Origin of the sequence: Amycolatopsis sp. VS8301801F10 (assembly GCF_046195355.1) — a bacterium.
GTDB lineage: Bacteria > Actinomycetota > Actinomycetes > Mycobacteriales > Pseudonocardiaceae > Amycolatopsis.
Genome location: NZ_CP176065.1, coordinates 5,737,224 through 5,760,832 on the forward strand (window position 1 = coordinate 5,737,224; position 23,609 = coordinate 5,760,832).

The 23,609-nt window shown below is 71.6% G+C and carries 30 protein-coding genes and 1 riboswitch; of the genes, 20 read left to right on the forward strand and 10 right to left on the reverse strand.

Annotated features, from left to right (window positions below; genetic code table 11):
• The first annotated feature begins 19 nt into the window (after positions 1–19).
• The gene (locus tag F9C11_RS27015; RefSeq protein WP_409180166.1) at positions 20–622 is read left to right on the forward strand and encodes a hypothetical protein; all 603 of its coding nucleotides are present in this window, start codon (positions 20–22) and stop codon (positions 620–622) included.
• A gap of 7 nt (positions 623–629) precedes the next feature.
• Here F9C11_RS27015 and F9C11_RS27020 read toward each other — a convergent pair whose 3' ends face one another.
• On the reverse strand, positions 630–1,355 hold the full coding sequence (locus F9C11_RS27020) for a dienelactone hydrolase family protein (protein ID WP_409180167.1): 726 nt from the start codon (positions 1,353–1,355) through the stop codon (positions 630–632).
• Positions 1,356–1,557: 202 nt separating this feature from the next.
• Here F9C11_RS27020 and F9C11_RS27025 point away from each other — a divergent pair, with 202 nt between their 5' ends.
• On the forward strand, positions 1,558–2,487 hold the full coding sequence (locus F9C11_RS27025; protein ID WP_409180168.1) for a zinc-binding alcohol dehydrogenase family protein: 930 nt from the start codon (positions 1,558–1,560) through the stop codon (positions 2,485–2,487).
• Between the two features lie 58 nt (positions 2,488–2,545).
• Here the strand turns inward: F9C11_RS27025 and F9C11_RS27030 are convergent, their stop codons facing one another.
• The 4 genes from F9C11_RS27030 to mrf are packed head-to-tail and all read right to left on the reverse strand — an operon-like array spanning position 2,546 to position 5,311.
• Positions 2,546–3,628: a GTP-binding protein gene (locus F9C11_RS27030; RefSeq protein ID WP_409180169.1), complete on the reverse strand. Its 1,083-nt coding sequence runs from the start codon at positions 3,626–3,628 to the stop codon at positions 2,546–2,548.
• Between the two features lie 23 nt (positions 3,629–3,651).
• Positions 3,652–3,810, reverse strand: coding sequence for a 50S ribosomal protein L32 (rpmF, locus tag F9C11_RS27035; protein WP_409180170.1), 159 nt, complete (start codon positions 3,808–3,810; stop codon positions 3,652–3,654).
• Positions 3,810–4,073 (reverse strand): type B 50S ribosomal protein L31, encoded by a 264-nt coding sequence (locus F9C11_RS27040; RefSeq protein ID WP_009078888.1) that lies wholly within the window; start codon positions 4,071–4,073, stop codon positions 3,810–3,812. The genes rpmF and F9C11_RS27040 overlap by 1 nt, the downstream gene beginning before the upstream one ends.
• The gene (gene mrf, locus F9C11_RS27045) at positions 4,070–5,311 is read right to left on the reverse strand and encodes a ribosome hibernation factor-recruiting GTPase MRF (RefSeq protein WP_409180171.1); all 1,242 of its coding nucleotides are present in this window, start codon (positions 5,309–5,311) and stop codon (positions 4,070–4,072) included. The genes F9C11_RS27040 and mrf overlap by 4 nt, the downstream gene beginning before the upstream one ends.
• 78 nt (positions 5,312–5,389) lie before the next feature.
• On the opposite strand from mrf, the gene rpmB reads away from it, so the two are divergent.
• The 6 genes from rpmB (at position 5,390) to F9C11_RS27075 (ending at position 9,467) form a co-directional block, all read left to right on the forward strand.
• Positions 5,390–5,626: a 50S ribosomal protein L28 gene (gene rpmB / locus F9C11_RS27050; protein ID WP_409180172.1), complete on the forward strand. Its 237-nt coding sequence runs from the start codon at positions 5,390–5,392 to the stop codon at positions 5,624–5,626.
• Positions 5,627–5,794, forward strand: a complete 168-nt coding sequence (rpmG, locus tag F9C11_RS27055; protein WP_409180173.1) for a 50S ribosomal protein L33 — start codon at positions 5,627–5,629, stop codon at positions 5,792–5,794. It abuts the gene before it with no gap.
• Positions 5,794–6,099 (forward strand): 30S ribosomal protein S14, encoded by a 306-nt coding sequence (gene rpsN, locus F9C11_RS27060; RefSeq protein WP_409180174.1) that lies wholly within the window; start codon positions 5,794–5,796, stop codon positions 6,097–6,099. Before rpmG ends, rpsN begins: the two co-directional genes overlap by 1 nt.
• Positions 6,096–6,341 carry a 30S ribosomal protein S18 gene (gene rpsR, locus F9C11_RS27065; protein ID WP_182889057.1) on the forward strand — a complete coding sequence of 82 codons (246 nt, stop codon included), beginning with the start codon at positions 6,096–6,098 and terminating at the stop codon, positions 6,339–6,341. The genes rpsN and rpsR overlap by 4 nt, the downstream gene beginning before the upstream one ends.
• A 94-nt stretch (positions 6,342–6,435) precedes the next feature.
• A complete protein-coding gene (locus F9C11_RS27070; RefSeq protein WP_409180175.1) occupies positions 6,436–7,497 on the forward strand; it encodes an AAA family ATPase in 1,062 nt (353 codons plus the stop codon).
• The gene (locus F9C11_RS27075; RefSeq protein ID WP_409180176.1) at positions 7,494–9,467 is read left to right on the forward strand and encodes a DUF2201 family putative metallopeptidase; all 1,974 of its coding nucleotides are present in this window, start codon (positions 7,494–7,496) and stop codon (positions 9,465–9,467) included. The genes F9C11_RS27070 and F9C11_RS27075 overlap by 4 nt, the downstream gene beginning before the upstream one ends.
• On the opposite strand, the gene F9C11_RS27080 is transcribed toward F9C11_RS27075, so the two are convergent.
• The gene (locus tag F9C11_RS27080) at positions 9,464–10,606 is read right to left on the reverse strand and encodes an HAF repeat-containing protein (RefSeq protein ID WP_409180177.1); all 1,143 of its coding nucleotides are present in this window, start codon (positions 10,604–10,606) and stop codon (positions 9,464–9,466) included. The two genes, F9C11_RS27075 and F9C11_RS27080, sit on opposite strands and share 4 nt — an antisense overlap.
• Positions 10,607–10,824: 218 nt before the next feature.
• Here F9C11_RS27080 and cobA point away from each other — a divergent pair, with 218 nt between their 5' ends.
• Positions 10,825–12,051: a uroporphyrinogen-III C-methyltransferase gene (gene cobA / locus F9C11_RS27085; protein ID WP_409180178.1), complete on the forward strand. Its 1,227-nt coding sequence runs from the start codon at positions 10,825–10,827 to the stop codon at positions 12,049–12,051.
• Positions 12,052–12,088: 37 nt separating this feature from the next.
• Positions 12,089–12,838, forward strand: coding sequence for a PIG-L deacetylase family protein (locus tag F9C11_RS27090; protein ID WP_409180179.1), 750 nt, complete (start codon positions 12,089–12,091; stop codon positions 12,836–12,838).
• An 80-nt stretch (positions 12,839–12,918) separates the two neighbouring features.
• On the opposite strand, the gene F9C11_RS27095 is transcribed toward F9C11_RS27090, so the two are convergent.
• Positions 12,919–13,797 (reverse strand): alpha/beta fold hydrolase, encoded by an 879-nt coding sequence (locus tag F9C11_RS27095; protein WP_409180180.1) that lies wholly within the window; start codon positions 13,795–13,797, stop codon positions 12,919–12,921.
• Between the two features lie 109 nt (positions 13,798–13,906).
• Here F9C11_RS27095 and F9C11_RS27100 point away from each other — a divergent pair, with 109 nt between their 5' ends.
• Both F9C11_RS27100 and F9C11_RS27105 read left to right on the forward strand, forming a co-directional pair.
• Entirely contained in the window at positions 13,907–14,749 is an 843-nt protein-coding gene (locus tag F9C11_RS27100) for a crotonase/enoyl-CoA hydratase family protein (RefSeq protein WP_409180181.1), read from the forward strand.
• Between the two features lie 35 nt (positions 14,750–14,784).
• Positions 14,785–16,491, forward strand: coding sequence for an AMP-binding protein (locus F9C11_RS27105; protein ID WP_409180182.1), 1,707 nt, complete (start codon positions 14,785–14,787; stop codon positions 16,489–16,491).
• A gap of 18 nt (positions 16,492–16,509) precedes the next feature.
• On the opposite strand, the gene F9C11_RS27110 is transcribed toward F9C11_RS27105, so the two are convergent.
• Positions 16,510–17,028 carry a hypothetical protein gene (locus F9C11_RS27110; RefSeq protein WP_409180183.1) on the reverse strand — a complete coding sequence of 173 codons (519 nt, stop codon included), beginning with the start codon at positions 17,026–17,028 and terminating at the stop codon, positions 16,510–16,512.
• Between the two features lie 271 nt (positions 17,029–17,299).
• Between F9C11_RS27110 and F9C11_RS27115 the strand changes: the two genes are divergently transcribed.
• The 6 genes from F9C11_RS27115 to F9C11_RS27140 all read left to right on the forward strand — a co-directional run bounded on the left by F9C11_RS27115 (position 17,300) and on the right by F9C11_RS27140 (position 21,126).
• Entirely contained in the window at positions 17,300–17,536 is a 237-nt protein-coding gene (locus F9C11_RS27115; protein WP_409180184.1) for a hypothetical protein, read from the forward strand.
• Positions 17,537–18,048: 512 nt separating this feature from the next.
• Entirely contained in the window at positions 18,049–18,645 is a 597-nt protein-coding gene (locus F9C11_RS27120; RefSeq protein ID WP_409180185.1) for a CDP-alcohol phosphatidyltransferase family protein, read from the forward strand.
• 46 nt (positions 18,646–18,691) lie between these two features.
• Positions 18,692–19,075 carry a glycine cleavage system protein GcvH gene (gcvH, locus tag F9C11_RS27125; RefSeq protein WP_009078861.1) on the forward strand — a complete coding sequence of 128 codons (384 nt, stop codon included), beginning with the start codon at positions 18,692–18,694 and terminating at the stop codon, positions 19,073–19,075.
• A 125-nt stretch (positions 19,076–19,200) separates the two neighbouring features.
• Positions 19,201–19,671 (forward strand): glycogen accumulation regulator GarA, encoded by a 471-nt coding sequence (garA, locus tag F9C11_RS27130; RefSeq protein WP_009078859.1) that lies wholly within the window; start codon positions 19,201–19,203, stop codon positions 19,669–19,671.
• On the forward strand, positions 19,668–20,438 hold the full coding sequence (locus F9C11_RS27135) for a MerR family transcriptional regulator (RefSeq protein ID WP_409180186.1): 771 nt from the start codon (positions 19,668–19,670) through the stop codon (positions 20,436–20,438). The genes garA and F9C11_RS27135 overlap by 4 nt, the downstream gene beginning before the upstream one ends.
• Positions 20,439–20,652: 214 nt before the next feature.
• A complete protein-coding gene (locus F9C11_RS27140) occupies positions 20,653–21,126 on the forward strand; it encodes a bifunctional nuclease family protein (RefSeq protein ID WP_009078856.1) in 474 nt (157 codons plus the stop codon).
• A gap of 36 nt (positions 21,127–21,162) precedes the next feature.
• Here the strand turns inward: F9C11_RS27140 and F9C11_RS27145 are convergent, their stop codons facing one another.
• Positions 21,163–21,792 (reverse strand): TetR/AcrR family transcriptional regulator, encoded by a 630-nt coding sequence (locus tag F9C11_RS27145; RefSeq protein ID WP_409180187.1) that lies wholly within the window; start codon positions 21,790–21,792, stop codon positions 21,163–21,165.
• A gap of 259 nt (positions 21,793–22,051) precedes the next feature.
• Here F9C11_RS27145 and F9C11_RS27150 point away from each other — a divergent pair, with 259 nt between their 5' ends.
• Positions 22,052–22,633 carry a MerR family transcriptional regulator gene (locus F9C11_RS27150; protein ID WP_409180188.1) on the forward strand — a complete coding sequence of 194 codons (582 nt, stop codon included), beginning with the start codon at positions 22,052–22,054 and terminating at the stop codon, positions 22,631–22,633.
• A gap of 33 nt (positions 22,634–22,666) precedes the next feature.
• Positions 22,667–22,766: riboswitch (glycine riboswitch) on the forward strand.
• Between the two features lie 219 nt (positions 22,767–22,985).
• On the opposite strand, the gene F9C11_RS27155 is transcribed toward F9C11_RS27150, so the two are convergent.
• Positions 22,986–23,360, reverse strand: a complete 375-nt coding sequence (locus tag F9C11_RS27155; protein WP_409180189.1) for a nuclear transport factor 2 family protein — start codon at positions 23,358–23,360, stop codon at positions 22,986–22,988.
• A gap of 95 nt (positions 23,361–23,455) precedes the next feature.
• Here F9C11_RS27155 and F9C11_RS27160 point away from each other — a divergent pair, with 95 nt between their 5' ends.
• On the forward strand, positions 23,456–23,602 hold the full coding sequence (locus F9C11_RS27160) for a hypothetical protein (protein ID WP_409180190.1): 147 nt from the start codon (positions 23,456–23,458) through the stop codon (positions 23,600–23,602).
• The last annotated feature ends 7 nt before the right edge of the window (positions 23,603–23,609 follow it).

Genomic DNA, 23,609 nt, shown 5'->3' on the forward strand with positions numbered 1-23,609 from the left:
GGCCGGCCGTCTACGGACCATGGGGAGTGCTGAGGAAAACCGAAGACCGGGTCTGGTGCTGGCTGTCGTGGTCTTCCTGTTCGGCTGGCTTCTGGCCGCCGCCGTGAACTACCACAAGCTGTTCCTCAGTTTCGTGCTCCCGGTGTCGATCCCCGGGCTGGTCGAGGGAGCGTGGCTGATCGCCGCGGCGGCGACGGCGATCAGCGCGTGGCTCGTGTGGCGGCGGCTGCGCTGGCCCGGTCTCGCCGGATGCGCGGCGGTCGCCGCGGTCTGCGCGGTGCTGATGGCCACCACCGACTGGGTGCACTTTTACGCCACCACCTGGTACTCGATGCACCGGTCGGACTTCGCCGACGCCCTGACCTACCTCGACCACCTCGAGAAGGGCATGGGCCCGCCCGAAGGCATCTCGCGGATGAACAACGACCCGGAGCGGCCGGTGTGGTTCGTCCGCGTCTGGTCCGGGATCCCGGACTGCGCCTCGGGATTCGCCCACTTCACCGAGTACCCGGAGAAGTACCTTCCCGGCCGCCCGGTGGACTCCGACGACTACCTCGACGGGGCGGGTTGCGCCGTCCGGCCGACCGTCGAGCTGGGCGACGGATGGTGGTGGGTCGAGTAGCGGAGGCTCAGAGGGCGCGATCGAGCAGCGGCAGCAGCCGTTCCCAATGCCGTCGCAGCCCAGCGGGACGGAAGGCGTCGGTGTCGGCCATGGTGAACCCGTGGACCGTGTCCGGGTAGATCTCGGACGTACAGCTCACGCCGGCCGCGTCCAGAGCCTGGTTGAGTTCTCCGAGAGTCTCCGGCGTCAGATCGGACGCGGCATGGCCGAAGTGCGCCTCGGCGGCGAGCTGGGAGAAGGCGTCCGGTCCGGCCGCGCCCACCGGCGCGTGGAATGCGGCGACCGCCGCCACCCGGTCCGGATGCGCCGCGGCGGTGCGGACCGCGTGGAGCCCGCCGATGCAGTAGCCGGTCACCGCGACCGGCCCGGGGCGCACTTCCGGCTGGGCGGTGAGGAAGGCGAGATAAGCGCCGGCGTCGCGCAGGACCAGTTCAGGCGGGTGCGCTTCGATCAACGGCAGCACCCGCGCGAAGACCTCGGGCCGCTCGTCTTCGCCGATGAACCCGGGCAGGTCGAGCACCGGTGCGGGGCCGTGCCGGTAGAAGAAGTTGGGCACGAGGACGTAATAGCCGTGCTGGGCCAGTTCGCGGGCGAGGTCGCGCAGCACGGGCCGGAGGCCGAAGCCGTCGGCGTACATCAGCACGCCGGGATGCGGTTCGCCGTCGTCGGGGAACGCCGCGAAGGCGTCGGCGAGTCCGTCGGCGGTGGGGATCTGCAAGGTGGTGCCGGGCATGAATTCTCCTGTCGTCGTCGAGGTTCTGCGGTCACGACGAAAGGAGGGGGGGCCCGCGCGGCGCTCAGCAGAGCACCGGGTAGCCGATCCGTGAGTGGCGCGAAGCCGTCCCGGTAGTCATCGGTGGTCAACTTAGCCGATCGGGCGGCGCTGGTCGAGCCCGCGGCTTGACATCAAGTCCGCTTGAGGTCCGAGACTTCCGGTGATCGACACGAACGCTGGAGGCGGAATGGGCAAGGCGATGGGGTTTCGCGAAACAGGCGGGCCCGAGGTGCTGCGGCTGGAGGAGGCGCCGGAGCCGCGTCCGGGACCGGGGCAGGTGCGGGTGCGGGTGAAGGCGGCCGGGGTGCAGCCGTTCGACCTCGCGGTGGTCGCGGGGGTCCTCCCGGTTCCGGAACCGGGCGCGTTCACCGTGCCGGGCAACGAGTTCGCCGGGGTCGTGGACGAAATCGGCGAAGGCGTCACCGGGTTCGCGGCGGGCGACGAGGTGCTCGGGTTCGGCCGGCTGGGCGGGTATCAGGAGTTTCTCGTCGCCGGGCAGGACCAGATCGTGCCGAAGCCGCCGGAGATGCCGTGGGAGGTCGCGGGCGGGTTCACCGCGGCGGCGCAGACCGCGGACATCGCGGTCGAGCAGATCGGCGTCGGCCCCGGCGACACGGTGCTGGTGCACGGCGCGGCCGGTTCGGTCGGGGCGATGGCGGTGCAGTTGTCCCGGCTGCGCGGGGCGAAGGCGCTCGGCGTCGCCCGTCCGGCGCGGCACGGGCAGGTGCGGGAGCTCGGGGCGATTCCCCTTGCCTACAGCGAGGATTTCGTCGAACGGGTGGCTCCGTACGGCGTCACGGCGGCGATCGACGGGGTCGGCGGCGCCGCGTTGGAGTACACCTTGGAGCTGGTCGAAGACCGGTCCCGGATTCTCACCCTGGTCGACCACGACCGCGCCGGGGAGCTGGGCATCCGGACCACGCCGAACGACCGCTCGGCGGCCCGGCTCGCCCGGCTGGCGGCCCTGTGCGCGAGCGGCGAGCTGACGCACCGCGTCATGGCGACGTTCCCGCTCGCCGAAGCGGTCGAAGCGCTGCGGACCTATCAGGCGGGGAACATCCACGGCAAGATCGTGCTCACGATGGACTGACCTGACCCGGAGGGCGGTTCCGGCTCACGGCACCGCGGGCCGTGAGCCGGAACTGTCCTCAATGGACGTGCACCGGTTCCCATTCCGGGAACGGGTCGTCGGCGGCGACGGTGTCGGAGAGGCAGGTTTCGAGCGCGTCGAGCAACGCGGCGTGCTGAAGGCCGACGCCGATGAACACCAGTTCCTGGCGGGGTTCGGCGGCGACGCCCTGCGGTTCGAACCGCGCGACGCTGCCTGCCTGCGACCACAGGCCGAGCGTCCCCGGGCGGGTGCTGAGGCTGAAGAACCCCTTCGACCGCAGCACAGTGCCGAATTCGCCGGAATCCAGCCGCGCGGTGACGAACTCCCACAACCGCACCGGGTCGAACGCGCGGCCGGAGCGGAACACGACGCTGGAAATGCCGTACTCCTCGGTCTCCGGCACGTGGTCGCCGTTCAATTCCGCGACCCACCCCGGCGCTTGCTGCGCGCGTTCGGCGTCGTACCGGCCGGTGCCGAAGACCCGCTCCAGCGGCGCCCGGCCGAACTCGGCGGACAGGACGTCGGCGGCCGGGTTGAGGCGGCGCAGCGAGGCGAGCAACCGGTCCTTTTCGGACTCGGCGACCAGGTCGGTTTTGTTCAGCAGCAGTACGTCGGCGAACTCGACCTGGTCCATCAGCAGGTCGCTGACCGTCCGCTCGTCGCCCTCGTACTGGTCCAGCCCGCGCTCGGCGAGACCGTCTCCGCGAGCCAGCTCACGGGCGAAATTCGCCGCGTCCACCACCGTGACCATCGTGTCCAGCCGCGCCGACGACAGCACCGGGGAGCCGTCGCCGGCGGGGAAGGAGAAGGTCGCGGCCACCGGCATCGGCTCGGAGATCCCGCTCGATTCGATGAGCAGGTGGTCGAACCGCCCGTCCTCGCACAGCCGGGCGACCTTGTCGAGCAGATCCTCGCGCAGGGTGCAGCAAATGCACCCGTTGGTCATCTCGACCAGCCGCTCCTCGGTCCGCGACACGCTGTCCCGGACGAGCGCGGCGTCGATGTTGACCTCGCTCATGTCGTTCACGATCACCGCGACGCGCAGGCCCTCGCGGTTGGCCAGGATCCGGTTGAGCAGCGTGGTTTTCCCGGCCCCGAGGAATCCGGAAAGGACAGTCACCGGAACTGCGCTGACCGGGACGCTCACTTCTCGAGCCGCTGGAAGTGCTTGATCAGCTTGCGCGGCACCAGTTTCCGCTCGCCGTCCACGACGATCGGCACCAGGTCCGGCGCCGCGGCCTTCCACTGCGAGCGCCGGGACCGGGTGTTGCTGCGCGACATTTTCCGCTTCGGGACGGCCATCAGCGCGCACCCCCGCTCCGGCGCTGCCCGTAGCGGCGGTGGAACTTTTCGACCTGGCCCGCGGAGTCGAGGATCCGCTGGGTGCCGGTCCAGAACGGATGCGACCACGCGCTGATGTCGACGACCACGAGCGGGTAGGTGTTCCCGTCGGACCATTCGATCGTCCGGTCGGAGGTGGCGGTGGAGCGGGTGAGGAACGCGTCGCCGGTCGACGAGTCCTTGAAGACCACCGGGTGGTAGTCGGGGTGGATGCCGGGTTTCACAGGGTTTCGTCCTTCTGGTTGGCGGCGCTGGCGTGCCGGTCCGGTTCTTCGGTTTCTTCGCAGGGGTCTTCGTGCCAGTCCCCGAACGGATCGGGGTACTCGCGCCAGGCCGCCTCGCCTTCGGCCAGTTCGGCGTCGGTGAGCAGGGCGGCGTGCAGGGCGGCCTCGATCTCCGCTGGGGCGGCTTGGTCGGTGACGATCACGAGCTCCTGCGCGCGGTCGCCGTGCACCGGGTCCCAGCGCAGCGAGGCGAGCGTGCGGCGTTCGGGGGAGACCTCGGCCCAGTCCGGTCCGTCCGGCGAGGCGAGCCACGGCCCGGCGTGGCCGATGCCGAGCCCGCCGCCCGCCGATTCGATCCAGAACGCGACGTCCGGCTGGCTCGCCACCCAGGCCCGGCCCCGGGTGCGGACCACGCCGTCGAGCAGCAGGTCGATCGCCTCGTGCAGGCGCTCCGGGTGGAACGGGCGCTGCGCGGTGAACTGCAGCAGTTCGATGCCGCAGTCCGGGTGCAGCGGCGGCGCGCCCCGCAGCAGCGCGCCGTGCAGGTCGGTGACCTCGCCGCGGCGGGCGCCGGCCGGAATCGCGGCGAAGAGCCCGGCAGCGTCGGTGCGGGCCAGCTCGACCCGCGGCACGGACGGCGCGACCCGGTCCAGCACCGCGGCGGACTTGGCCGCGCTCCAAGCGTCCTGCGCGGCTCCGGCCAGCACGAGCACGTCCGCGGATTCCACTTGGGACAGTGCGACCTGCGCGACCGTCCGCTCGTCCTCGGGACTGCCCTGCAGACCGCGTTCGGCGAGCAGGTCGTCTCCGGTGACGTCGGCGAGCCAGGTCGCGCAGTCGAGCACGGTGAACACCGCTTCGAGTTCGACGTCGTCGCTGACCGGGCGGTCGCCGACCAGCACGTTGCGGATCGCCCAGCTCACCGGCTCCGGCTCCATCGCCTCGTCCAGCCGCACCACGATGCGGTCGACCTGCGGCATCCGGGCCAGCCGGCGCAGCAGCGGCAGCAGGTCCTCGCGCAGCGTGCAGTTGACGCACCCGTGCGCGAGTTCGAGCGGCGTCAGCTCGTCGCGGCCGCGGAGCAGGATCCGGCGGCGGACGACGCCGGAGCCGATGTCCCGCAGGTCGTGGTGGACGACGGCGGTGCCGGGGCTCGCGCGGAGCAGGAGCGCGGCGAGGGAGTCGGTTCGGGCGATCCCGCTGCAGAGCACGAGCGGGACACGCGGGCGTGGGGGCACTGGATCTCCAGACGACGGGGCGGGGTACGGTGTCGAGAGTAGTTGAACATGAATGTCACTATCAACTTGGGAGGGTCCGTGTCAGCCGTGTGCCAGGTCACCGGCCGCAAGCCGGGCTACGGCAAGCAGGTCTCGCATTCGCACCGCCGCACGTCGCGCCGGTGGGAGCCGAACCTGCAGACGCGCCGGTACTACGTGCCGAGCCTTGGCCGCACCGTGCGGCTCAAGGTGTCGGCGAAGGGCATGAAGACGATCGACAAACGCGGCATCGACGCCGTCGTCGGCGAACTCGTGGCGAAGGGAGCGAAGTTCTAGATGGCGAAAAGCACCGACATCCGGCCGATCGTCAAACTGCGGTCGACCGCGGGCACCGGCTACACGTATGTCACGAAGAAGAACCGCCGCACCAACCCGGACCGGATGGTGCTGCGCAAATACGACCCGGTGGCGCGCAAGCACGTCGAATTCAAGGAAGAACGCTGATGGCTAAGAAGTCGAAAATCGCGAAGAACGAGCAGCGGAAGGTCCTCGCGGCGCGGTATGTGGAACGCCGCCGCGCGCTCAAGGCGCTGATCGCGTCTCCGTCCGCGTCGGCCGAGGAAAAGGCGGACGCAGTCGTTGCGCTGCAACGCATGCCGCGCGACGCGAGCCGCACGCGCATCCGCAACCGCGACGCCGCCGACGGCCGTCCGCGCGGATACCTGCGGAAGTTCGGCGTCTCCCGGGTGCGCATGCGGCAGATGGCGCACAACGGGGAACTGCCCGGCGTCTCGAAGTCGAGCTGGTGAGCGCGATGCCGAAACCGGACCGGACGCCGCGCCGCCGCCCGAACCCCTTCCACGCGGCCGGAATCACCAGGGTGGACTGGAAAGACGTCGACCTGCTGCGGAAATTCATCTCCGACCGCGGGAAGATCCGGGCCCGCCGGGTCACCGGATTGACGCCGCAGCAACAGAAACAGGTGGCGACCGCGATCAAGAACGCGCGGGAAATGGCGCTGCTGCCGTACCCGACGGCGGCGCGGAGCTGAAAAACCGGATGCGGGCAGCTGGCCCGGCGCGCGACCATGACGGCACGAAACGGGCGCCGCACGAGGATGTCCCGCTACCGGAGAGGTCCCCGCTTTGCACGCCCAGCTCACCGTCACGCCTGCCCAGCTGCCCGACATCCTGCTCGCCACCGCCGTCGTCCGGCCGGTTTTCCTCTGGGGCGCGCCCGGAATCGGGAAGTCCTCGCTGGTGCGCGAATTCGCGGCGGCGCTCGGCCTCGAATGCGTCTCGCTGCTCGGCACCCAGCTCGCGCCCGAGGACCTGATCGGCGTGCCCCAGATCGCCGACGGCCGCAGCCGGTTCTGCCCGCCCGAGCAGATCGCCCGCGACGAGCCGTACTGCCTGTTCCTCGACGAGCTGAACGCCGCCTCGCCGGACGTGCAGAAAGCGTTCTACTCGCTGATCCTCGACCGCCGGATCGGCTCGTACGAACTGCCGCCCGGTTCGGTGGTGATCGGGGCCGGCAACCGCGCCACCGACCAGGCGCTCGCCCGGCCGATGGCGTCCGCGCTGGTGAACCGGCTGGTCCACCTGCACCTGCGCGCGTCGGCGGCCGACTGGCTCGCCTGGGCGGCCGGCCACGACATCCACCCGGCGGTGGTCGAGTACCTCGCCCAGCGCCCGGACCATCTGTGGAGCCAGCCGCCGAAGACCGAGGAGCCGTTCTCCACCCCGCGGTCCTGGCACATGCTGTCCGATCTGCTGCGCTCGGCCGGCGATCCGCTCGACGACGAAACCGTCGGGCTGCTCGCGTACGCCACGCTCACCCCGGCACACGCCGGTGCGTTCCGGTCCTTTCTCAAGGTCGCCCGGCACGCTTTCGACCTGGAAGCCATCCTCAAGGGCGCCGCGCGCTGGCCCGCCGGGCCGGACGAGCGCGACCTGCTCTACTTCCTCGCCGAGACGTTCCGGGTCCGGCTGGCCCGCGATCTCCCCTCGGACAAGCGGCACGCGTCGGCGGCGGTGCGGCAGTTCGCCTTCCGCGCGAAGAGCCTGCTGGTCGAACTGGCGGAGATCTCGCTGGAGATGGCGCAGCTGGTGATCGCGGACGACGAGGCGGGCAACCCGCGCCTGCCGTCCTGGTTCCTGGTCGAGACCGCACGCGACCTGCCGCGGCTGGTGGCGGCCCGGGCATGAGCGGGGCCCACGCCGAAGCGCGGCTCCGCGAGCGCCGCGCCAAGGCGATCGACGCGGGCTGGGCGCTGGTCCGCGCGAACACCGTCCTGGACCATCTTTCCCGGCGGGCGAGCCTGGACCGGCTCAGCCTGCCCGGCAAGGAAAGCTGGGCTGTCGTTTCCGGCCGCGGAGTGCTCACCCCGAACCGCGCTCGCGACGCCGAGCCCGCCGAATGGGCGTGGGTGTTCGCGCATCTGCTGCTGCATCTCGGCCTCGGCCACCTGGACGAAGGGCAGCTCGCCGAAGCGGACGCGATCACCGCCGACCGAAGCGTGGACGCGAGCTACAGCGCGGCGTGCTGCGTCGCGGTGCACCGGTTCGCGGAGGCGGTGCGGGTCGGGACGCCGCTGACGCTCCTGCCCGAACTTCCCGGCACGGACGAGCTTTCCCTCGCCCGCGCCTGGCGCGAGACCGGCGTGCCCGAGGTTTTCCGTTCGCTCGGCACCGGCGGCGACCGGCCGTGCCTGGTGCTCGCCGAACCGCCGAACCGCTGGGAGGTCCAGCACTACGGGAAGCCTGATCCGTGGACTGAGCGCTTCGCGCGCGGCTTGATCGCCTCGGCCACCGAAGCGATGGAGCAGGCCGCCGAAGCACGCGGCCGGACCCGGCTCCAGCGGCGTCCGGGGGAGTGGGACCGCGCGCTGGGCTGGTTCGCCTCGTCGTTCCCGCTGCTCGGCGCGGTGGCCGCCGGATTCACCCTGGTCGTCGATCCCGAAGTGGTCCGCGCCTGGGACATCTCGATCGCGGCGGTCGACGCCGAGCATGGCGAGATCTACGTCAACCCGGACGCCGCGCTGACCGCCGGGGAATGGCGGTTCGTGCTCGCCCACGAAATGCTGCACGCCGCGCTCCGGCACGACCGCCGCGCGCTCGGCCGCGACCCGTACCTGTGGAACGTCGCGTGCGACTACGTGATCAACGGCTGGCTGGTCGCTCTCGGCGTCGGCGAGCTGCCGAGCGACAGCCTGCACGATCCGCAGCTCGCCGCGCTTTCCGCGGAATCGGTGTACGACACGCTGACGACCGACCTTCGCCGCGCCCGCAAGCTGCGCACGCTGGACGGCCGCGAAGCGGGAGACGTCCTGGGCGACTGGCTGTCCGAACCGGAAGCCGCCGCCCGCCGCTCCTCGCGTCGCGCGGAGCCGAAGCCGCTTCCGTGGCGCGACGGCGACCGGACCGGCGGCGTCGACCTGGACGAGTTCTACCGCCGCGCGCTCAGCCAGGGTTTGGTCTACCACCACTCACAGGGCCGAGGCCTCCTGCCGGTCGGGCTGGAGCAGGAGATCCGCGCGCTGGACCACCCGCCGCTGCCCTGGGATGCGCAGCTGGCCCAGTGGTTCGACGAGCACGTCCGGGCGGAGCAGCCGGCGCGCAGTTACGCACGGGCGTCGCGCCGTCAGTCCGCGACGCCCGACATCCCGCGCCCGGGCCGGGTCTGGCCGGAGCAACGGGAGCTTCGCGCGACCTTCGGCGTCGTGCTGGACACGTCCGGCTCGATGGACGCGGAACTGCTGGGCAAAGCACTCGGCGCGATCGCCTCGTACGCGCGGGCCCGCGACGTCCCGGCCGCCCGGGTGGTCTTCTGCGACGCGGCCGCCTACGACGCCGGATACCTCGCGGTGGAAGACATCGCGGGCCGGGTGAAGGTTCGCGGCCGCGGCGGCACCCGCCTGCAGCCCGGCGTCGACCTGCTGCGCCGCGCCCCGGACTTCCCGCCGGACGGGCCGGTCCTGATCATCACCGACGCGCGATGCGACCACGTCCGGCCCTCGCGGGAACACGCTTTTCTGGTTCCGCGCGGCTGCCGTTCGTGCCGCGCGGGCCGGTTTTCCGCGTGGAATGACGCTGCGGCAACGGAAACCCGGGAGGGCCGCGATCACGCACGCGCGGCTGGGCGGCCGCGAGATCCGCCCAGCCGCGACCGGTGCTAACGGAGTTTCCAAGCCACCGCATGCGTCTTGTAGCCAGTGGTGTTCGCACTCCCGACGACGTACCCGCTGTCGGTGATCCACTCCGCCTTGCTGTAACTGCCCCCGGGCAGGATCCCGAACCGCACGATGTTCCCGTTCTCGTACCAAACCGTCGCGCGGTTCTGCGAAGCTCCCACCGCGTTGCCGTTCGAATCGACCCCCGCGATGTCGCCGTCGATCACGTCGACGTTGCCCTCGGGATCCCACAGCACCGAATCCCGGTCCGGCGGATAGAGATAGCCGCTGCCGGTCACGTACCCGGTGGGGCCGACCTGGTCGAGCCAGCTCGGATGCGGGCTCGGCCAGTCCAGCCGGTGCAGCACCCCGTTCCGGTCCCAGGTCACCGGAGCGGAGGTGCCGTGCTCGACGTCGGTCAGGTGCCCGCCGATCGTGCCGTCCCGGTTCATCACGTTGTTCGCGCTCGCCCACGCCGTCGGGGCCAGGTCGGTGATCGGCCCGCCGTTCACCCAGCGCACCGAGTGGGCTTTCACCGGGTTGGTGTCCAGGCCGGAGACGATCGTGCCGTCGGCGGAGATGCCGGTGGCGATGCACCACGTGTCGCCGGGCAGCGTGCCGAGGTCGGTGACCCGGCCGTCCGGGTCCCAGCGGAACGGGTGTTCCAGGTCGTCCGGCGTCAGCCATTCCCCGACGACGACGCCGGTGTCGCTGATCGCCTCGCCCATCGCGTTGTGGTAGCCCGGCGGAAGCTCCATCAGGGTCGGCTGGCCCGCGGCGTCCCAGCGCGCCGGGATGGCGGCGGTCGGGGTCAGCACATAACCCGCGGCGACCCCGTGGCTGTTGACGGCGCGCGCCTGCCCCTGCGCCGCGCCCGGCGTGGGCAGCGCCGTCGCATGGCCGGCGGGGTCCCAGCGGACCGGGTGGTCGAGGCGCGGGTCGCGGCCTGCCGACGAGGTGCCGACCACCACCCCCGACTCGTTGACCGCCAGCGCCATGCTCTGGTCGTCCCCGGGCAGCGGAGCGAGATCGGTCGGCGCGGCCGGGTCGGCCTGCGCGGTCCCGGTCGTCGCGGCGGCGAACACGAGCAGCGCCGCCGCCACCGCGCCCGCGCGTCTTCGCCTGGTCACTCTGTTCCTGGTCATGATGCCTCCCCATGTGCCGCCGTGTGTGCTCCGCAGTCGCTCCCGGACGCGCCGGTGGTACGTCCGAATCGCGAATTACTCCCGCGGCTCCGGATTTGGGTGCGAACAGCCGAGGTGTTTTCCCGCGGCGTTAGCCCCGGCGGCGTAAGCCGGCCCTCCGGCGTGGCATGACCCACGGTCGCCGTGCGAACCGGCGCCTCGCCCATAAACTTCCGCGCATGGACGACCCGCACTACCTTTCCGGCCTGAACCTGACCGGACGCCGCGTCGTGGTGTTCGGCGGCGGTTCCGTTGCCCAGCGCCGGCTGCCCCGGCTGATCAGCGCGGGCGCCCGCGTCGAGCTGGTGTCGCCGCACACGACGCCGTCGGTGCAGGGGATGGCGGACGCGGGCGAACTGGTCTGGCATCAGCGCCGCTACGCCGAGGGCGATCTGCGCGAAGCGTGGTACGCGCTGGCCTGCACCAACGATCCGGAGACCAACGCCGCGATCTGCGCTGAGGCGGAGCGGGAGCGCGTCTTCTGCGTCCGCGCCGACGAGGGCGAATCCGGTTCGGCGGTGACCCCGGCGACCGGACGGCACGGCGGTCTCCTGTTCGGCGTCCTGTCCGGCGGCGAGCCGCTCCGCTCGGCCGCGGTCCGTGATTCGATGCTGGACGGCCTGCACGCGGGCACGATCGAGGACGGCCGCCAGCCGCATCCGGAAGGCGCGCTGCCCGGCGTCGCGCTGGTCGGCGGCGGGCCCGGCGACCCGGACCTGATCACCGTCCGCGCCCGGCGGCTGCTGTCCCGCGCCGACGTCGTGGTCGTGGACCGGCTCGGCCCGCGCGACCTGCTGGACGAGCTCGCGCCGGAGGTCGAGGTGATCGACGCGGCGAAGATCCCGTACGGCCGCGCGGCGAGCCAGGACGTGATCAACCGGACGCTCGTCGAGAAGGCCAAGGAAGGCAAGTTCGTCGTCCGGCTCAAGGGCGGCGACCCGTACCTGTTCGGCCGCGGCTTCGAAGAGGTCCAGGCGTGCGCCGAGGCCGGCGTGCCGGTGACCATGGTCCCGGGCATCACCTCGGCGTTCGCGGTGCCCGCGGTGGCGGACGTCCCGGTGACGCACCGCGGGGTCGCGCACGAGGTGGTCGTCGTGTCCGGGCACGTCGCGCCCGGCGACGAGCGGTCGCTGGTCGACTGGTCGCTGCTGGCCCGGATGCGCGGGACGATCGTGCTGATGATGGGCGTCGAACGGCTGCCGAAGTTCGCCGCCGCCCTGCTCGAAGGCGGCCGCCCGGGCGACACGCCGGTCGCGGTGATCGAAGACGGAACCATGCGGACCCAGCGGGTGCTGCGGTCCACGCTCGCCTCGGTGGCCGAGGAAGCGGCGGCCGCGGGCGTGCGGCCGCCGGCGGTGATCGTGTTCGGCCCGGTCGCCGGACTGGACCGGAATCAAGCCGGATAACGCGGACAACGGGCCGTCGGAGCGCGAAGATGGCCGCATGACACTGCCTGCTTTGCCCGAAGAGTCCTTCCGGCGCGTGCTGTGCGTCGTCGCGCATCCGGACGACATGGAGTACGGCACCTCCGCGGCCGTCGCGCGCTGGACCGCGCGCGGCATCGAGGTCGGGTACCTCCTGCTCACCCGCGGCGAGGCAGGCATGCCGAACCCGCCGGAGGAGACCGCCCGCCTGCGCGTCGCCGAACAGCGCAACGCCTGCGCGGCGGTCGGCGTGGAGCACCTGACCGTCCTCGAACACCCGGACGGCGTGCTCGTGTACGGCCTCGACCTGCGCCGGGACATCTGCCGCGAGATCCGCCGGTTCAAGCCCGACGTCGTGCTCGGCTGCGGATTCGACGTCGAAACGCCCTACGGCTTCGACCAGGCCGACCACCGCGCCGCCGGGCTCGCGACCCTCGACGCGATCCGCGACGCGGGCAACCGGTGGGTCTTCCCGGAGCAGATCGACGACGAGGGCCTGGCACCGCATTCGGCCCGCTGGTACCTCGTCCCCGGGCTGCCCGGCTCCGGAGCGACCCACGGCGTCGACGTCACCGGCGAACCGTTGCGGCGCGGGGTCGCGTCCCTGGAGGCGCACGCCGCGTACCTGGCCGCGCTTCCGGACCATCCGGCACCCGCGGACTTCATCCCGCAGTTCGCGGCGATGAGCGGCAAGGCGATGGGCGTCGAGCACGCCGTGCTGTTCCGCGCCCACGACCTGCAGGCTCCGCCGGACCTGTCCGCCGACTGACCCGCGCCCGGAGGTCCGTGAGGGGAACCCGGAGGGACTCAGGGCAGATTCCCCCAGGGTTCCCCTCACGGACCTCGCGACTAGGCAGGGGGATAACGCCGAAACGCGAAGTCCCGGATCGCCGCGGTCAGCCGCTTCGGGTCGAACCGCAGCTCGACCGGGCTGCGGGCCTGCACGAACTCGGCGTTCGGCAGGTCCTCGGCGAGGCTGCCCGCGTCGCCGAACGGGTGGATCGGGTCGCCCTCGTGCCCGATCACCAGCGTCGGCGCGGCGATCGTGCCCCGGATCGACTTGGGCGGCGCGATCCGGCCGAACAGCACGCCGTGCAGCAGCGCGGCCATCGGAGCCGGTTCCTGGCTCAGCGTGTCCGTGAGCACATCCACCCACTGGTTCCCGTGCGGCACCAGATGTGCGGCCAGCGCGACGCCGCGCACCGTCGCGGGCAGGAAGCGCGCGGCGAACAACAGGGGAGCGAACGTCAGCAGCCCGGCGATGATCGCGTTGTCCAGCACCGGCATTTCCACCACCAGCCCGCGCACCCGGGACGGGGCGGCCACCGCCACCTCCAGCGCCACGTTCGCGCCCAGCGAGGTGCCGCCGACCACCGCGTCCTCGATCTCCAGATGGTCGAGCAGCGCGACGGCCTGCTCGGCGAACGCGGGCATCGAATAGCGCCACGACTGCGTCGGCCGGTCCGAATCGCCGTGCCCGAGCAGGTCGAGGGTCACCACGCGGAACCCCGCGCGGGCGAGCCGCCGGGCCAGCGGCGCGTGCATCCGGCGGGTGAACATGATCCCGTGCATCAGCACCACGACGCGGTCGCCGCTGCCGTATTCGGTGTAGCACAGGCGCTGGCCCTCGTGCCGGAACGAGCCGGACAGCTCGATCGGCCGGGTCCTGCGGGCCGCCGGGGGTTCCGCCGGCGGGGCGTCGGCGACGGGCACGGGTGCCGGGTCCATACGGGCGCCTCCCTCTCCACCTCGGGTCTCCAGGAAAGCATCCCGGAGCGTCGTTGGCACAGTGTCAACCGGTTGGGCCGGGGTGGCGGGGATGAGTCAAGATGACCGCATGACCGAACCAGCAGCCGCCCTTCCCGAACTCGTCTCGCTCCGTGTCGCCCTCGACGGCCCGGTCGCCGAGGTGACCCTGCTCGGCCCGGGCAAGGGCAACGCGATGGGCCCCGACTTCTGGCGCGAGCTGCCGCTCGTGTTCGCCGCCCTCGACGCCGACCCGCGCGTGCGCGCCGTGGTCCTCGCCGGAAGCGGCAAGCACTTCTCCTACGGCCTCGACCTGCCCGCGATGATGGGGAACTGGGCCCCGCTGCTGGCCGGCGACGCGCTGGCCGGGCCGCGCACCGAGTTCCACCGCGAGGTCCAGCGGCTGCAGCAGGCGGTCAGCTCGATCGCCGAATGCCGCAAACCGGTGGTCGCCGCGGTGTCCGGCTGGTGCATCGGCGGCGGCGTCGACGTCATCACCGCCGCCGACGTCCGGCTGGCCAGCGAGGACGCGAAGTTCAGCGTCCGCGAGGTGAAGGTCGCGATCGTCGCCGACATCGGCAGCCTCCAGCGGCTCGCCCCGATCATCGGCGAGGGGCACGTCCGCGAGCTTGCCCTGACCGGCAAGGACATCGACGCCGCGCGCGCGGAGAAGATCGGCCTGGTCAACGACGTGTACCCGGACCAGGAGACGCTGCTGGCCAAGGCCCGCGAGCTGGCCGCGGAGATCGCCGCGAACCCGCCGCTGGTCGTGCAGGGCACCAAGCAGGTGCTGTCCGCGAACACCGAACGCCAGGTCGCCGAGGGCCTGCGCTACGTCGCCGCGTGGAACTCCGCGTTCCTGCCCAGCAAGGACCTCCAGGAAGCCGTGCAGGCGTTCCTGGAGCGGCGAGCGCCGGAGTTCAAGGGCGAGTAGAACAGGCACGGGAAAGCGAGCACGAGGAGCACGACGTGAGCAACGGCGCTGAGGTCACCGGCTACCAGGCATTCCGCGCGGCGCGGGACTATCTGCTGGCCCATCGCGAGGACTACGACACCGCCTACCGCGAGTTCGCGTGGCCGCGGCTGGACGAGTTCAACTGGGCCGCCGACTGGTTCGACCGGATCGCGGCGGATCCCGCGAACGCGCGGCGGTACGCGCTGTGGATCGTGGAAGAGGACGGCACCGAGAACCGCTGGACGTTCCCGGAGATGTCGGCCCGGTCCAACCAGGTCGCGAACTGGCTGCGCGGCCTCGGCGTCTCGCGCGGCGACCGGGTGATCGTCATGCTCGGCAACCAGGGCGAGCTGTGGGAGACCATCCTCGCGGCGATCAAGCTCGGCGCGGTCCTGATCCCGGCGTCCACGCTGCTCGGCCCGGCCGACCTCGCGGACCGGGTGGAGCGCGGCAACGCGAAGCACGTGGTCGTGCGTTCGGCCGACACGGAGAAGTTCGCCGGCGTCGCGGGCGACTACACGCGGATCGCGGTCGGCGAACCGGTTTCCGGCTGGCACGCCTTCGAAACCGCCTACGCCTCGGCGGCCGAATTCACCCCGGACGGGGTCACCCGGGCCGAGGACCCGCTGCTGCTGTACTTCACCTCGGGCACCACCGCGAAGCCGAAACTCGTGCAGCACACGCACGTTTCGTATCCGGTCGGCCATCTGTCCACAATGTACTGGATCGGGCTGGAGCCGGGCGACGTCCACCTCAACATCTCGTCGCCGGGCTGGGCCAAGCACGCGTGGAGCAACTTCTTCGCGCCGTGGAACGCCGAAGCGACCGTGTTCCTGTACAACTACGCGCGGTTCGACGCGGCCGCGCTGATGGCGCAGATGGACCGCTGCGGGATCACCAGCTTCTGCGCGCCGCCGACGGTGTGGCGGATGCTGATCCAGGCCGACCTGACCGCGCTGCGGACGCCGCCGAAGAAGGTCGTCGGCGCGGGGGAGCCGCTCAACCCCGAGGTGATCGAGCAGGTCGAGAAGGCGTGGGGCGTCACCATCCGCGACGGCTTCGGCCAGACCGAAACCAGCGTCCAGGTCGCGAACACGCCGGGCCAGGACGTCGTGGCCGGTTCGATGGGCCGTCCGCTGCCCGGGTTCGTCGTGGCCCTGGTCGACCCGGTCACCGGCGAGCGCGCGGACGAGGGCGAGATCTGCCTCGACCTCGCGCACCGGCCGGTCGGCCTGATGGCGGGCTACGCGGACGACGACGAGCGCACGTCCGCCGCGTTCGCGAACGGCTACTACCACACCGGCGACGTCGGCTCGATCGACGAACGCGGCTACATCACCTACGTGGGCCGCACCGACGACGTCTTCAAGGCCTCGGACTACCGGATCTCGCCGTTCGAGCTGGAGAGCGTCCTGCTGGAGCACGAAGCGGTCGCCGAGGCGGCCGTGGTGCCCGCGCCGGACCCGATCCGGCTGGCCGTGCCCAAGGCGTACGTCGTGCTCGCCTCCGGGCACGAGCCGACCGCCGAAACCGCGCGGGCGATCCTGGCGTACGCGCGGGAGCACCTCGCGCCGTACAAGCGGATCCGGCGGCTGCAGTTCGCCGACCTGCCAAAGACCATCTCGGGCAAGATCCGCCGGGTCGAACTGCGCGGCCGCGAACGCGGCGAGCGGCCCGAGGGCGAGTTCCGCGAGGACGACTTCCCGGACCTCAAGTCCTGAGCCGCGGCGGCGCCGGCCTCATTCGGCCGGCACCACCGCCGCCAGCACGGTCTGCTCGCCCTTGCTGCACGTGGTGCCGCCCTGCGCGGCGGGCGGGCCGGAAACGCACAGCCAGCCGTCGACCGTCGCGTTGACGGGGTTGTTCGAACCCGGAGCCTGACGGCCGTTGATGGCCTGGTGGAACTTCTTGACCAGCGCCATCGCGTCCGCGCACGGGATGGCTTTGGTGTCGTAGACGTACAGCGTCGTCCCGCTCGCCGCGGTGACGGTGCCGCACGTGCCCGGGGTCGCCGGCGGAGCCTGGTTCGACGGTTTCGGCGCGGCCGGGGCGCCGCTGGGCGCGGCGGGCGGGCTGCTCGCGGTCCCGGTCTGCGGCAGCGGCGGGGGAGCGTGCGTGCTCGGCGCGGCCGAGGCGATCGCGGAGGGCGCCGACGACACGGCTGCCGGCGGCGCTTGATCCCCCGAACAGGCGGTGAGCGCGGGCAAAACCACCACAGCCGCGCACAGCGGCCCGTACACGGTTTTCGACGGGAGCACCGCGATCCTTTCGCCGGGGTCGAGCCCATTCTGGCCCCTCGCGCCCCCGCTGAGCGGCACCGACACACCGGGACGCGCCTTCTTGAGTCTACTGTGGACGGTGGATTTCCGGGTCCGGACCGGGAAATCCGCACCGCCGGGACCCATCGTTCGGAGGAATTCGCTCCGGGACGGTTAACGCCCGGCGGTCCGGCGCCGACGTAGAAGGCAGGCGCCCCGCGCGTTCCAGGTCCCCGAAGCCCGACGCCAGAGAGCACGAGTCACCGAGAGCATGAGCACCGAAACCGCCCCCGCGGCCGAGACCGACGACGACCCGGCCGATCCGCCGACCGAACCCTGCAGCGTGGTGTGGTGCGGCGGCCGCCCCTACGTCCTCGAAGCCGGAGGCGTGCGCCCCCGCTGGGTGGGCACCGACGGCCGCGGCCGCCCGGAAACGCTGAGCACCGCGCAGCTGCGCCGCCGAGGCTGGAGCCACCGCCGCGCGGCCGGCAGGCGCCGCACCCGCTGAGACTTCCGCCGGACGGCGGCCGGAACCGGGGAGGGGTTCCGGCCGCCGCCCGGCGGATCCGGGTTTTCCCTGCCGCTGCACCGATTCACCTGCCGCACGGATCCGACTGCCACGCGGATCCGACTGCCGTGCCGGTTCGCGAGCCGCACCGATCGTCAGCCGTGCTGATCGCCTGCCGCACCGACCTGCTCGCGGCTCCGGCGGAATCGTTCCAGCGCCGAGCCAAACCGATCCGGCACCCAGCCAAACCGATCCGGCGCCGAGCCGAACCGATCCAGCCGCGCCGATGCGCCGATCACCCCTGGCCGCACCGCGAACGCCCCCGACGGCATCGGCGAGCGAGCCCGCACCGTCCATCCCGCCGTCCGTCCCGCCGTCGGAGGCGCCGCGGGCCCGGACGGAGCACCCGCCGGAGCCTCCCGCGCCGGAAGCCCCGCCGCAGCACAGCCGCGGCCCCGGCTTTCACCCCGCCAGGACAAACCTCGCGATCCCGCCCGCTCTAGGCTGGCCGCGTGACCACGGTCCCCGACGAGCCCCAGACCGAGCCCTCCCTGTGGCGGCAGGCGCTCACCATCCCGAACCTGCTGTCCCTGCTGCGCCTGGCCGGCGTCCCGGTCTTCCTGTGGCTGCTGCTCGGCCCGAAGGAGGACGGCTGGGCGCTCGCGGTCCTCGTCTTCTCCGCGCTCACCGACTGGCTCGACGGCAAGCTCGCCCGCTGGCTCGACCAGATGTCGCGGCTCGGGCAGCTGCTCGACCCCGCCGCGGACCGGCTCTACATCCTCGCCACCCTTGTCGCGTTCCTGATCCGCGACATCATCCCGTGGTGGGTCGTCGTGCCGCTGGTGCTGCGCGAGCTGGTGCTGGGCGTCTGCGTGATGCTGCTGCGCCGCGGCGGGTTCGCGCCGCCCGAGGTCACCTACATCGGCAAGGGCGCGACCTTCGTCCTCATGTACGCCTTCCCGTTCCTGCTGCTCACCCAGGGCGGTTCGGACGTTGCCGCGGTCGCCCGGCCGATCGCGTACGCGTTCATGGTGTGGGGCGGCGTCCTGTATGTCTGGTCCGGCGCGCTCTACGTCGTGCAGGCGGCTCGCGCGCTGCGCACCCGGTGATAGAAGATTGTCGGCACTGAAGCCAGCACCAGGAAGGGGAGCGGCGTTGACCACTCCGGAAGAACTTCGCTACACCGAGGAGCACGAGTGGGTCGCGACCCGCGAGGGTTCGCTCGTGCGGGTGGGCATCACCGAATACGCGCAGGACCAGCTCGGCGACGTCGTGTTCGTCGACCTGCCCGAGGTCGGCAAGCAGGTCGGGGCGGGCGACCCGTTCGGCGAGGTCGAGTCCACGAAGAGCGTCTCGGAGCTGTTCGCGCCGGTCGACGGCGAGATCGTCGCGGTCAACTCCGCGGTCTCCGATTCGCCGGAGCTCATCAACTCCGACCCCTACGGCGAGGGCTGGCTCGTGGAGATCCGGCTCGACGACCCGGCCGGTCTCGAGGCGCTGCTCGAGGCCGAGGCGTACCAGGCGCTCATCAAGGGCTGAGCCGCCCGGCCCGGCGCCGCGGGCCGCAAGGGGAGCCCGAGGGTTCCGGGCCGGTCGGGCACGGTACGTTGACAGCTACACGTTCTTGGTCGATGACAACACTTCATGCGTAGAGGAGAGCTCAGGTGAGCACGAACGACGGGCCCGGCGTTCCCCCGGAGCAGTCTCCGGAGCGGACCTCTGTCTTCCGGGCCGATTTCCTGGCCGACATGGAAGGCCAGCAGGAGTCCGCGCCGGCCGCCGAGGCACCGGTGCAGGGCGTCGACGCCCTGCCGCCGGGTTCCGCCCTCCTGGTCGTGAAGCGCGGCCCCAACGCGGGCTCCCGCTTCCTGCTCGACCGCGACACCACCAGCGCGGGACGGCACCCCGACAGCGACATCTTCCTCGACGACGTCACGGTTTCCCGCCGCCACGCGGAATTCCGGCGCGAGGGCGGGGAGTTCGTCGTGATCGACGTCGGCAGCCTGAACGGCACCTACGTCAACCGCGAGCCGGTCGACCAGGCCGTCCTCGCCGGCGGCGACGAGGTGCAGATCGGCAAGTTCCGCCTGGTCTTCCTGACCGGCCCGGGGCACGGGGGCCAGGGGGCGCAGTGACGGCGGCCGGGCAGCCCGGTCGTCAGGAGGCCCGGCGGGACGGGTTGAGCATCGGGGCGGTGCTCGCGCAGCTGCGCGGGGACTTCCCCGACGTCACGATTTCCAAGATCCGTTTCCTCGAGGCGGAAGGCCTGGTCCGCCCGGGCCGCACGCCCTCGGGGTACCGGCAGTTCTCGCCGGCGGACGTGGAACGCCTGCGGTACGTGCTGTCCGCGCAGCGCGACCACTACCTCCCGCTCAAGGTCATCAAGGAGCAGCTCGACGCGGCCGACGCGGGCGCGCAGCCGCCCGCGCCGGTCCCGTCCGCTCCGCAGCTGCCGCGGCGGCTCGTGCCGCTCGGCGACGGGAGCGATCCGGCCGGACTGCCCGCGGCGGCGGACTTCGCGACCGGGCCGGACACCCGGCTCACCCAGGAAGACCTGCTGGACCAGGCGGGCATCGACGACGCGCTGCTCGCCGAGCTGTGCCAGTACGGCCTGCTGCGCCCCGGCGCGGCGGGGTTTTTCGGCCCGGAGTCGGTGCTGATCGCGCGCACCGTCAAGGCGATGACCGAATTCGGGCTCGAACCGCGGCACCTGCGCGCGTTCCGCGCCGCGGCCGACCGCGAGGTCGGCCTGCTGGAGCAGATCGTGACCCCGGCGTACCGGCATCGGGACGCGGACGCGAAGGCGCGCGCGGACGAGGTCGTGCGCGAACTGGCCGCGCTGTCGGTCACGCTGCACACGCTGCTCGTCAAGGCCGGCCTCCGCGGCGTCGCCGGCGACTGACCCCTGTATTCCCGAGACGCGGTTTCCGTCACTTGTCAATGACTGAACCTCAGCGCCGGGATGCCGTACCGTGAGAGACGGTTCGCGAGACCACGAACCGAGAAAGTCCGCTGCGAGCGAGCACAGCGCCCGGATGACGGGTAGCGTCGGAGACAACGGTCGTCAGCCGTCGCGAGCGCTGCGGCCCGTGTGCACGAGAGGGAGGCGAAGCCCGATGAGCGAGATGCGCGTCGTCGGAGTGCGGGTCGAACTGCCCGCCAATCAGCCGATCTTGTTGCTGCGGGAGACCGAGGGCGAGCGGTACCTGCCGATCTGGATCGGCTCGGTCGAAGCCACCGCGATCGCCCTGGAACAGCAAGGCGTCCGGCCCGCCCGGCCGCTGACCCACGATCTGCTCAAAGAGGTCATCGGCGCGCTCGGCCGCGAGCTCGAGCAGGTCGTGATCACCGACCTCAAGGAAGGCACGTTCTTCGCCGAGCTGGTCTTCGACGGCGACATCCGGGTCTCGGCCCGCCCGAGCGACTCGGTCGCGCTGGCGCTGCGGATCGGCGTCCCGATCCACGCGGTCGACGCGGTGCTCGAGGAAGCCGGGCTGATCATCCCGGACGAGCAGGAGGACGAGGTCGAGAAGTTCCGCGAGTTCCTCGACTCCGTCTCCCCGGAAGACTTCCGCGGCGCCGACACCTGAGCGCCCCTGCCCGGCGGTTTCCCGCCGGGCAAGCGTTCACGGCGCGGTGGCGCGGGTGAACAGGTCGGCCAGCTCCCGCCCGTAGCGGTCGAGGTCGAGCGAGGGGTCGTTGGCGTAGGCGGCCGCGGCTCCGTCGATGGCCTGGGCGATGGACAGTGCCACGATCTCCGGTGAGATGTCGCCGAAGGCCCCTTCCTTGCGGCCCTGTTCCAGCTGGCGCTGCAGCGCCCCGGTGCGCAGTTGCCCGACCAGCACGCCGGTCATCGCCCAGCCGTCGCGGTCGTCGGCGTGTGCGGCCATTTCGACCAGCACCCGCTCGCATTGCGGGTAGTCGCGCAGGAACGCGACCGACGTTTCGATGTACGCGCGCAGGTTCCCCGGCCGGTCCGCCGGGTCGACGCCCTCGCTGCGCTTGCGCAGGTATTCCGATTTGGTCTCGGACACCGTGCTCAGCACCGCCTGCATCAGGCCGGCCTTGTTGGTGAAGTGGTACGAGATCAGCCTCGTGCTGCTGAGCCCGGCCCGCTCCTTGATGCGCGCGAACGTGGTGCGCGCGTACCCGTGGTCGGCGATCGTGGCGATGGTCGCGCCGATGATCTGCGCCCGGGTGGTGGCCTCGGTGACGCTGAGGCCGAGTTCGGCTTGCGTGTCGATGCTTACTTGCATGAGTAATAAGTTACTCGGCTGAATAAAAAATGGCAATCCCGTACGGCGAACGGGCCAAAGCCTCGACACGGCCTCGAGGTCCGCCGCGCGTCGCGTTGACCGGCTCGCGGCGCAGCCTTACCGTCAAAGGCGGTAAATCGCCACGATGTGATTCGCCGACCCGGCGCGCTCGTGGCAGTTTTCCCCGGCCGAACCCGATCCTGGGCTCGACCGGCCTGTCGAACGCCCCGCCGCGAGGCCGGGCGAGGGGAGGCTTGCGGTGGTCGAGGCTGGTCGTCCGGAGATACCCGCCGGACCTGTCGCCGACGGCGAGCAGGGCGAGCTGTTCCCCGACGCCTCGCTGCCCGACGAACTGGTCGGCTACCGCGGTCCCGCGGCCTGCCAGATCGCCGGGATCACCTACCGCCAGCTGGACTACTGGGCGCGCACGAAGCTGGTCGCGCCCAGCATCCGGACGGCGCACGGTTCGGGGTCGCAGCGGCTGTACTCGTTCAAGGACATCCTGGTCCTCAAGGTCGTGAAACGCCTGCTGGACACCGGGGTCTCGCTGCAGAACATCCGCGTCGCGGTGGACCACCTGCGCGTGCGCGGGGTGCGCGACCTGGCGAAGGTCACGCTGTTCTCCGACGGGGCCACGGTGTACGAATGCACCTCGCCGGAGGAGATCGTGGATCTGCTCCAGGGCGGCCAGGGCGTGTTCGGCATCGCGGTCAGCGGGGCGATGCAGGAGATCAGCGGCACGATCCACGAGTTCCCGGCCGAGCGCGCCGACGGCGGGCTGGTCGAGGCCGTCGTGCCGGACGAGCTGACCCAGCGCCGCAACGCCCGCCGCACGGGCTGATCTTCGTCCGCGCTAGACTGGGCGCGCGATCGACGAACCCGCGCGGGAGAGACCGGACCGGCATCCCCGGCCCGGCGCCGAAGGAGCAAGTCCTCCCCGGAACCTCTCAGGCACCCTGGACCGCGCGGACGAGACGCCTCTGGAAAGCGCATCGGCAGGAGACCACCAGCCGGTGCCGCCGACGGTGCAAACCCGGCTATCCACGCGGGTGAAACTCTCAGGCGCCCCGCGGGGTACGGACAGAGTGGGGAGGGCCACGCCTGCGCTTCGGCGTGGCGGCCGCGCCGGTGAGGTTCAGACCTCCCGGGTGGTCTGAACCTCACGCTGTGGTCAAGACCACAGTCGCGGCGCGTCAGCCCGGAATCTTGTCCAGGAAGCCGTGCACCTTGGCGATCCGGCCGCCGGAGATCTCGATCACGTCGAACCCGATCGCGACCGGCTCGGGGCTGCCCGGGGCGCTGAGGTGCCACTGGAAGCGCGCGAGATCGTGGTGCGCGTCCGGCTCCGCGGGCAGGCTGAAGACGAGCCCGGCGAACTGCGCCTGCGCGCCGCCGATGAACCCGTCGATCCCGTCCTGCCCGGCGACCGAACCGAGGGGATCGGTGTAGGTCGCGCCCGGGGCGAAAACCTCCGAAACGAGCCGGCGGCGCCGCTGCGGGTCGGTCTCGTTCCAGACGTCGACGTAACGGCGAGCGAGGTCGGCGGCGGTCGGTGCGGTGGTGGTCATTGCGGGGTTCTCCTTGTGTCGTCCCGTTTTCGGTAGGGCCAAGCCTGTCGGAGGATCGGCGGCTGGTCGATTACGCGGGAGGTAATCGGTTCGCCGTGCTCCACCGGGGCATCACGGACCACGACCTGTTCTGCTTCGACGACTCCGATCTCAGCTGGGAGGCGGAGAACTCGGTGATCGAGGCGGGAGCCCGGAAGTTCGGGGATCTTCCGGCCGCGGTGGAAATCTGCAACGAGGCGTGACCGAGTT

What these genes read in the sequence shown, in the direction of transcription:
- F9C11_RS27015 (WP_409180166.1), top strand. Translation starts at nt 20, where the DNA reads ATGGGGAGTGCTGAGGAAAACCGAAGACCGGGTCTGGTGCTGGCTGTC.
- F9C11_RS27020 (WP_409180167.1), bottom strand. Translation starts at nt 1,355, where the DNA reads ATGCCCGGCACCACCTTGCAGATCCCCACCGCCGACGGACTCGCCGAC.
- rpmF (WP_409180170.1), bottom strand. Translation starts at nt 3,810, where the DNA reads ATGGCCGTCCCGAAGCGGAAAATGTCGCGCAGCAACACCCGGTCCCGG.
- rpmG (WP_409180173.1), top strand. Translation starts at nt 5,627, where the DNA reads ATGGCGAAAAGCACCGACATCCGGCCGATCGTCAAACTGCGGTCGACC.
- rpsN (WP_409180174.1), top strand. Translation starts at nt 5,794, where the DNA reads ATGGCTAAGAAGTCGAAAATCGCGAAGAACGAGCAGCGGAAGGTCCTC.
- F9C11_RS27075 (WP_409180176.1), top strand. Translation starts at nt 7,494, where the DNA reads ATGAGCGGGGCCCACGCCGAAGCGCGGCTCCGCGAGCGCCGCGCCAAG.
- F9C11_RS27080 (WP_409180177.1), bottom strand. Translation starts at nt 10,606, where the DNA reads ATGACCAGGAACAGAGTGACCAGGCGAAGACGCGCGGGCGCGGTGGCG.
- cobA (WP_409180178.1), top strand. Translation starts at nt 10,825, where the DNA reads ATGGACGACCCGCACTACCTTTCCGGCCTGAACCTGACCGGACGCCGC.
- F9C11_RS27090 (WP_409180179.1), top strand. Translation starts at nt 12,089, where the DNA reads ATGACACTGCCTGCTTTGCCCGAAGAGTCCTTCCGGCGCGTGCTGTGC.
- F9C11_RS27095 (WP_409180180.1), bottom strand. Translation starts at nt 13,797, where the DNA reads ATGGACCCGGCACCCGTGCCCGTCGCCGACGCCCCGCCGGCGGAACCC.
- F9C11_RS27100 (WP_409180181.1), top strand. Translation starts at nt 13,907, where the DNA reads ATGACCGAACCAGCAGCCGCCCTTCCCGAACTCGTCTCGCTCCGTGTC.
- F9C11_RS27115 (WP_409180184.1), top strand. Translation starts at nt 17,300, where the DNA reads ATGAGCACCGAAACCGCCCCCGCGGCCGAGACCGACGACGACCCGGCC.
- F9C11_RS27140 (WP_009078856.1), top strand. Translation starts at nt 20,653, where the DNA reads ATGAGCGAGATGCGCGTCGTCGGAGTGCGGGTCGAACTGCCCGCCAAT.
- F9C11_RS27145 (WP_409180187.1), bottom strand. Translation starts at nt 21,792, where the DNA reads ATGCAAGTAAGCATCGACACGCAAGCCGAACTCGGCCTCAGCGTCACC.
- F9C11_RS27155 (WP_409180189.1), bottom strand. Translation starts at nt 23,360, where the DNA reads ATGACCACCACCGCACCGACCGCCGCCGACCTCGCTCGCCGTTACGTC.